At 68.7% G+C, this 8,084-nt stretch carries 5 protein-coding genes and 1 pseudogene; all 6 read right to left on the bottom strand.

Translation table 11 applies throughout. The annotated features are described in order from the left end of the window. Window positions 1–55: 55 nt before the first annotated feature. The 6 genes and pseudogenes from LLH23_07825 to LLH23_07850 all read right to left on the bottom strand — a co-directional run bounded on the left by LLH23_07825 (window position 56) and on the right by LLH23_07850 (window position 8,023). On the bottom strand, window positions 56–1,141 hold the full coding sequence (locus tag LLH23_07825; protein MCE5238388.1) for a GHMP kinase: 1,086 nt from the start codon (window positions 1,139–1,141) through the stop codon (window positions 56–58). A gap of 31 nt (window positions 1,142–1,172) precedes the next feature. Continuing rightward, window positions 1,173–2,735, bottom strand: a complete 1,563-nt coding sequence (locus LLH23_07830) for a hypothetical protein (GenBank protein ID MCE5238389.1) — start codon at window positions 2,733–2,735, stop codon at window positions 1,173–1,175. Window positions 2,736–2,820: 85 nt separating this feature from the next. Beyond that, entirely contained in the window at window positions 2,821–4,041 is a 1,221-nt protein-coding gene (locus tag LLH23_07835) for a hypothetical protein (GenBank protein MCE5238390.1), read from the bottom strand. 164 nt (window positions 4,042–4,205) lie between these two features. Beyond that, window positions 4,206–5,423: a sugar ABC transporter substrate-binding protein gene (locus tag LLH23_07840; protein ID MCE5238391.1), complete on the bottom strand. Its 1,218-nt coding sequence runs from the start codon at window positions 5,421–5,423 to the stop codon at window positions 4,206–4,208. Between the two features lie 211 nt (window positions 5,424–5,634). Then, the gene (locus LLH23_07845) at window positions 5,635–6,354 is read right to left on the bottom strand and encodes an HAD-IA family hydrolase (GenBank protein ID MCE5238392.1); all 720 of its coding nucleotides are present in this window, start codon (window positions 6,352–6,354) and stop codon (window positions 5,635–5,637) included. Window positions 6,355–6,562: 208 nt separating this feature from the next. Then, window positions 6,563–8,023: pseudogene (locus LLH23_07850) on the bottom strand (NAD(P)H-hydrate dehydratase). Window positions 8,024–8,084 lie beyond the last annotated feature (61 nt).

Genomic DNA, 8,084 nt, shown 5'->3' on the forward strand with positions numbered 1-8,084 from the left:
CCGGGGACGGCGCGGCGGCTGGCAGTGGCACTGGCGTGCCCCGGGGCGAGAGGGGTCAGGACTGCGCCAGCCACTCGCGATAGAACGGATGCAGCTTGTCGTCGGCGGAGATCTCGGTTTCCCAGATGGTCACACCGTCGCTGTCGAGAAGGAAGGGCACCACATCGCCCTGCAGGGACTTGAGGACCTCGGAGACTCTGCCCTTCTGCCCGGCGCCGCAGACGACCAGCAGGTAGCCGCCGCCGCCGGCGCCCAGAAGCTTGCCCCCCAGCGCCCCCGCCTCCAGCGCCGCCTGCAGCATGTCCTCCACCTGTGGTACCACCGCCGCCGGGTTGGTCGCCACCTTCAGCTCCCCGGCGCGCACCAGGTCCTGCGCGAAGGCCTGGAGGTCCTCGCGACAGAGGTGGTCGCGCATCGCGTAGGCCAGGTCGCGCAGGTCCGCCATGGCCTGCACGGTCTCCACGCGGCCCTCGCCGAACAGGCGCACCTGCTCATTGACCGGATCGTGCGGCGAGCGCTCCGCGGGGGTGTGGCACAGCAGGAAGCGATGCTCGATCTCCCACAGCAGCTCCGGGCGCAGCCGTAGCGGCATGACCGTCACCCGGTCGGGACCGAACTCCATGAAGTTCAGGCCGCCGAAGGCCGAGGCGTACTCATCCTGGCGCCCCACGCGCTCGCCCAGCAACTCGCGGTTGGCCTGGAAGCCCGCTTCGGCGATCTCGTACGGACTCAGCGCGCGTCCCGCGTGCCGGGCCAGCAGCGCCGTCGCCAGCACCGCCAGCGCCCCCGACGCCCCCAGGCCCGAGCCGACCGGGGCGTCACTTTCCACGAACAGGTCGAAGCCCTGGTCGGGCGCAAACCGCTGCAGCACGGCGTCGAACAGGCGCAGTTGCGACTGCTGGTCCAGGAGCGGGGCCGACAGGTCGTAGTGGGCGATGATGTCGTAGTCCACCGAGCAGATGCGGACCTTCTGGTCTGTGCGCGGCAGGAGGGTAGCGTGCACGTAGAAGGCGATAGTGGTGTTGAGCACGGCCCCGTTCTGGCGGTCGGATACGACCGGCAGATCGCTGCCCCCGCCGCCGAAGCTGACGCGGTAGGGCGCGCGCCCCCGCAGGGCCGGCCGGGTCAGCAGTCCATTCATGCCACGCCTCGTGCAGTCACCCACGTCCTCCTCACTTCACCTTGAACACGATGTAACCATAGCCGTCCGCGACCGAGATGGCAAGGCCCCCGGCCGACACGGTCCCGGCCGTGTGCAGCGTCACCGACGGGGTCTGCTCCACCACCGTGAGGGTCTTGCCGGCCCACGCCGGCGGCACGCTCAGCGTCCCGTGGTCCACGCTCTGGCGGAAGTCCGCGCACGCCACGATCTCGTCACCCTCGGGGTGCCACGTGAAGCAGGTCCCCGGCTGGGCGGGGTCGGGCCGGAAGTACTGCCGGTAGGCCACGCACTCAAACTGCGTCCCGGCCTTGACCGGCCGGGCCATCTTCCCATCGCAGGCGGTCGGGTAGGTCTTGCTGGACGTGTAGAGCATCAGGGCCTGGCCGGCGTTCCTCGCCCGCCCGGCGGGCACGGTCATGCCGCTCACGAGCGAGTAGCCCAGCACGAAGCCCACCTCGCTCGCGACCCCGCCGCCGGTCTTGTGGCCGAGGAGCTGGATGAACCGCTCGGGCAGGTTCTGTGGATCCGCGATATTCCCCTTGGCCGCGCTGAACAGCAGCGGCGAGGGGAGCTTGCCCGAGTAGTCCTGCCCGAGGCGGAAGTCATATGCGATGTTGTCCTGCGTGAGGGGCACCGTCTTGGGGATGACATACAGGTGGCTGTCGTAGTTGCCGCCCTGGGTCAGCTTGGCCGCCTGGATGAACCCCATGTAGCCGAGGTTGAAGTCCTGCAGCGCTGTGGCGGAGTAAAGGATCACATTGGACCCATTGGGGTGGAACCGGTAGATGATGTGGTTGCGCACGACGGCGGCCAGGCCCTCGCCAGTGAAGCTGCGAGCCTCGCCGGGGTGGGCCAGGAAATCCTGCACCAGCGCCGCCGGGCTGATGACGTCATAGTCCTCGACCAGGTCGAGAGAGGCGCAGGAGACCGGCGTGTCGTCGGCCAGGGATGTCTTGCCCTCCACCAGCACGTCCTGCCGGCTGAGGCGGCAGGCGGGGATGAGCTGCGCCATCTTGCAGTCGGTGAAGGTCAGCGTCTTGCCGTCGGCCGCGCGCTTGAGCGTCGGGCCCTTGACTGTGGTGATGAACCGCCAGATGTCGCCGGTGCCCTGGTTGGTGGACAGCACCCAGAAGCGGTCGGCGTCTACGATCTTGAGGACGACGAAGGTCGTGCCGGCTTCGTCCTGCCACTGGCTGCCGAGGTCGGCCGCGGTGAGGCCGTGGCCTGGCACAGTGATCTCGCGCCCGTCCGAGCAGCCGTGGTTGGCGCCGATGTACGTGCCGTTGAGGTTCCACGGAGTGGCGTCATCGCCGTTGCCATGGATCAGCTTCCCGGCCGTCAGCTCCGGCACGGTCATGCCGGCCGCGGCCGGGAGCAGGTAGGCGCTGTTGTAGTTGAACTGCCCGTTGCGGCCTCTAGCGACGCGGACGAGGAGGTCTTCCTGGGGCGAGAAGGCGGTGCGGACGAAGACCTCGTCGCCGTGCTTGAGCACACGGAGCTGATCGGCGCGGGCAACGGCGAGGCAGAGAATGCACGCGATGGCTAACAGACTCGAGCGGACCGTGTGTGTCAACTGGGTCTCCCCTGTGCTGTGTTCGAGCCCGTCTCCTGCCCGTCCTCGGGGCGGCTCGACTTCCGCTCCGTTGCCGAAGCATGGTTCAGTGGTGCTTCTCTTCCCATGCCCTGCACTTCCCCTCGTAGGCAACGGAGCAGTTGCGCCATTGCGAGCAAGGGCTGCGGTCGAACGTGCAGGATAGCTCGCGCTCCATGCGCCGGATACCTACGCCCTTGATGAAATAGGGGAGCAGGTACAGGTTGTGCCAGGTGACGCCTCCCGACTCCACCGGCCTGATGAATGACACCCCGATGCTCTGGAACAGACGGTTGAGGAATTCCTTGATCCGCTGTGCCTCCGCGACCTTCACGCCGACGTCGTTGGCAATCCGGTTCCAGAAGACGTCGGCATGCTCATCCAACCACATCCCGCCCCAAGCATACAGGAGCTCAAACGCGAAGCGCGCCAAGAGGTGACGGTACTTCTCACTGCGGAGTGACCGGATCAGGTTGGAGATCTTGCCGCCGAACTGGAAGTCCGAAGGGATATCCGCGTCCGAGACCAGACACGCGCATTCACACAAGGCGACGATGGTCTGCAGCCGGTTGAGGGTCTGCAGTGCCAGGGCGCACTGGGTGACACTCCCCCTGCCTTTGGCGAAAGCCTCGAAGAGCGCCTTGTACCTGTCGTCGGCTAGGTCCTCGGCCTCCGCGCAGTCGGCCGAGATCTCGGGCGCAGACTCGTAGATGCCGTATAGGGCCTCCAAGCGCCTGAACGGGTCAGTTGTCAGTGGCACCTCCTCCAGCCTCTTCCACAGCTCATCCACTCGGCTCACTGCATCCCTGGCGCGGTCTGTGCGCGGCGGGAGGCTCGGGGACCGAGCTTCCTGTCGGAGGTAAGCAAACCCCATCATCGCCGACGTGATGAGCATCTCTCGATCGGTCGGAGGCGGGGCCAAGTCAATGAGGCAGTCATCAACCGTGCCACTGCAGATGTCGCCTCGCTCCTCGAGGAGAACAGTGCCGTGCGCCTCAGCCAAGGAGAGCTTCGTTGGGTGTGGCTTCCTCCGCGTCACGAACATCCAGTGCTGGCAGTCGAACGAGATGGCGTTTCCCTTCAGGGCTGCCATCTTCTCGTTACCTGGCGAGGAGGTGGTGCATTGCACCATGAGCCGGTGAACGGAATCTGGATGAGGGTGGTATGCGTAGATGTCGAACTCCGAGTTGCTACCGCGGTGGATCACGTTCAAAACGGGGACAAACCCGGCGCTAGAGAGTCGTGCTGCCGTGCGACGCTCCAGGTCGTTGGAGTCGAACTTGGACACCCACATCACCCCCGGGGGCTCTCTACCGAGCTGTGAACGCACTGCGGATGTTAGCACCCGGGGTCGCCCCGCCGCAAGAGGCGCTGCTCTCTGGCCTCCGCGCAGCCCGAGGTGGCTCTGGAACGCAACCTTCCGCGTCTTGGTCTGCGAGACCAAGCTGCAGCCTACCGCCCCGCCGCCTTGTCCATCACCTGCGCCACCTCATCCAGCGCCGGCTTGGGCTCCAGGCGGCCCGTGAACACCTTCCACAGCATCTGCTGCATCGCCAGCTCCACCGGCTGCCAGTTGATCAGCGGGAGGAACTTGCCGTCCGGCAGCAGGTCCACGAAGATCTTCCAGTCCGGGCTCTTCTGGAAGAAGTCCGAGTTGCCGACGGCCTTCTTCTCCGGCACCATCCCCAACTCGCAGAAGCGCTGCCGGTACTTGTCCTGGTACGCGAAGTCAATGAACTGGCGCGCCAGGGCCTGCTGCTTGCTGGCCTTGCTGAGCATCAGGTGGTCGGTGATGACCTGCGTGATGCGGCGGGGGTTGAAGGGCGGCTTGTTCGGCGCCAGCGGCAGCGGCGCGAGCGCGAACCGCAGCTTCGGGTCCGCGTGCCGCGCCGACGCCACCAGCCATGGGCCATTGGCGTGCATCGCCAGCTTGCCCTGGCCGAAGAACTCCTCCAGCTCCTTGCGCGACCACGAGGTCGGCTCGGGCTGGGTGACGTGCCACTGCCAGGCCAGGTCGCGGTAGAACGTCAGCGCCGCCACGCCAATGTCGGAGTTGATGGTGGCCCTGCCGCTCTCGTCGAAGAACTCCCCGCCGGCGCTCCAGAAGAAGAAGTAGAAGTTGTCGGTGCTCTCATAGGTCGTCTTGACGGGGATGCCCAGACCATAGGGGCCGCCCGGCAGGTTGACCGTGTGGGCGGTGTTGAGCAGCTCGGTCCAATCGCGGGGCGCTCGGAGCATCAGGTCTGTGCGGTAGAACAGCGCCTTGGTGGAGGTGGCCCACACGAGCCCGAGGGTGTGTCCCTGGTAGGTGGCCTTGTGCAGCAGCACCTCGTAGAACTCGGCCTGCTTCGCCTCTGGCATGTCGTCCACGTAGGGCACGAGATAGGGCGCGAACTCCGTCAGCCACATGTCGCACACGACCATCAGGTCCGGCCCGGTGCCGGTCTTGAGCCACTCGGCCATCCGGTCGTGGGCGTCGTCCCAGGAGTCGAACTGGAAGCGGACCTTGTCGCCGGGGTGGGCGGCCTCGAAGTCGGCGATGAGGTCGCGGTAGTACTGCTCCTCACCGGGCATCGCATACTTCCAGGCCTGGAAGGTGATCTCGGCAGCTTGCGCAGCGCCGAGCGCCATTGCCAGCAGACACAGGACGACAAGCGGTCGGCGGAGCATCGGGGCACCTCCGGGGAATGCTGTAGGATTCGGAGCCCGGCGGCGGATTCCTGCGTGGGGAGGGGGAGCGAGCGGCAGGATGAGGAGACGGGGAGGAGTCGTGGAGTGCCCCGAAGGGGCGAGGCCCCACGACTGACGCCCGGATGGCGCGACGGCCCGATGGTCGCGTGGGCGCGCGTGTCCCACGCGCGCAACCAGACGTGCGCCGCGCCTACCTCACCAGCTCACTCAGTGCGTAGATCGTGCGGTCGGGCACCGCCGGCGCGTCGGCCGGCAGGCCCCGCCGCCGGGCGTCGTGCCACACGCTGAAGATGCCCAGGGCCTGCGCCCCGAGGATGTCCCACGTCAGGTTGTCGCCGACCATCCAGGTCTCGTCCGGCCCCAGGCCCAGGCCCGCCAGGGCGCTCTCGAACGCCCGCCGGTCAGGCTTGCCGAAGCCCATCTCGCCCTCGATGCAGATCACGTCGAAGTATGGCTCCAGGTCGAAGCGCCGGAGCTTGGCGCGCTGCAGGTGGGATTGGCCGTTGGTGATGAGGGCCAGCCGGACCCCCCGGCGGCGCAGCTCGTCCAGCGTCTCGCGGGCCCCGGAGAAGAACCCGATGGCGGCATCGCGACGGACGCGGAAGCCCTCGGCCAGCTCGGCGGCCAGCGCCCGGTCATCCACCCCCAGGCCCTGCAGGCCCAGGTGCACCACCTCGGCCCGGGCCTCGTTCAGGCGCAGACGCCCGGCCCGGCTGCGCTCCGGATCGCGCCAGTACCAGCCACGCATTTCATCCAGCGTGCGGTGCAGCGTCCCGGCGTCCGTCCCGCAGCGCGCGGCGAAGGTCTCGCAGGTGCGCTGCCACATCTCCTGGGAGAGGACATCGTAGGTCAGGATGGTGTCATCCAGGTCGAGCAACAGGCCCGGGGGCAAGGGGGGAAGGGGCTTCACACTGCCACTGTAGCGCACGGGCAGGGGATCGTCAAAGGGCAGGGCGCTGTGTAGGGCGGGGGCTTGTACCCCGCCCATCCGTCTGGCAGTGCCGCGGGGGGCGGGGTACGAGCCCCCGCCCTACAGACGGCTACTCCAGAAGCCGCCGGTAGGCCGCGGGCAGGCGCTCGGCGACCTCGAGGGCCAGGAAGCCCCGGGGGCCAAGGTCCTGGGCCGCCACCTCGCCGGCCAGGCCGTGCAGGTACACCCCGACCACGGCGGCCGACAGCGGGTCGGCGCCACCGGCCAGCAGGGCGGCGATGACGCCGGTCAGGACGTCGCCCATGCCGCCGCTGGCCATGCCCGGGTTGGCGAAGGGGTTGATCCATGCCTCGCCGCCGGGGTCGGCGATGACCGTCGCCGCCCCCTTGAGCACGACGATGGCGCTGAAGCGCTCGGCCGCATCGCGGGCGATGCCGAGGCGGTCGCCCTGGATCTCCGCGATGCTCATGTCCAGCAGGCGGCTCATCTCGCCCGGATGGGGAGTCAGGATGGTCGGAGCCTGGCGTTCGTGCAGCACGCGCGGCTGCGCCGCCAGGGCGTTGAGGCCGTCGGCATCCACCACCAGCGGGACAGGCGTCTCGCGCACGAGCGCCGCGACGAGCTCCGCCACCTGTCCCTGGCGCGACAGCCCGGGCCCCAGCGCCACGGCGTCCACGCGCCCCAGCCAGTCACGCAGCGCGTCGAGAGCGCCGGGGGCGAGGACGCCGGCGTCATCGGCCGGCAGCCCCAGCGTCATCACCTCGGTGAGCTTGGTCGCCAGCAGGGGCTGCAGCGGCGCGGGCACGGCCACCGTCACGAGCCCGGCACCGGCGCGGGCGGCGGCGACGCCGGTCATGCTGGGCGCCCCCGCGAGCCCTGGCGCGCCGCCGATGACCAGGACATGCCCGGTGTCGCCCTTGTGGGCATCCGGCGGGCGCGAGGGCAGCATCGCCAGGCAGTCGGCGGGCTCGGTGACGTACGTCTCGAAGGCGGGATCGGCGAGCAGGGCCGGGGGGAGCTGGATGTCCACGACGCGCAGCTCGCCGACGTAGGCCTTGCCGGGGTACTGCACCAGGCCCGGCTTGGCGAGGCCGAAGGTGCAGGTCACCTCCGCCTCCACCGCCGCCCCCAGCACCTTGCCGGTGTCGGCGTCCAGACCGGAGGGGATGTCAATGGCGACGATCGGCGCGGTGGCGTACTCGAGCAGCTCGATGACCTCGCGCACGCGGCCCCGCACCTCGCCGAGCAAGCCCGTGCCCAGCAGCCCATCCACGATCACATCGGCCAGCTCGAGCGCGCCGATGACAGTCTGGTCATCGGGCTCCTCGATGATGACCAGACCACTCCTCTCGGCATAGTGGGCGTTGATGGCGGCATCGCCGGAGAGATCCGACAGGCGGGCGAAGAGCATGACGGCGACTTCGACGCCGACGGCAGCCAGGTGCCGCGCGGCGACGAAGCCGTCGCCACCGTTGTTGCCCTTGCCGGCGAGGATGAGCACGCGGCCGCCCTCTTCGGGCAGCAAGTCCCAGGCGGCGTCAGCGACCGCCCGCCCCGCGTTCTCCATCAGCACCAGGCCGGGCAGGCCGTATTCCTCCACGGTCCGCCGGTCCATCTCGCGCATCTGTTCGGCTGTGGCCAGCCTCATCGCCGCACCTCACGGTTGGCGCCATGCGGCCCCGTGGGAGCGGTCACCGACCGCGACGGGA

The organism is bacterium, from assembly GCA_021372615.1.
In the GTDB taxonomy this organism is placed as follows: Bacteria; Armatimonadota; Zipacnadia; order Zipacnadales; family UBA11051; genus JAJFUB01.

What these genes read in the sequence shown, in the direction of transcription:
- LLH23_07840 (MCE5238391.1), bottom strand. Translation starts at nt 5,423, where the DNA reads ATGCTCCGCCGACCGCTTGTCGTCCTGTGTCTGCTGGCAATGGCGCTC.
- LLH23_07825 (MCE5238388.1), bottom strand. Translation starts at nt 1,141, where the DNA reads ATGAATGGACTGCTGACCCGGCCGGCCCTGCGGGGGCGCGCGCCCTAC.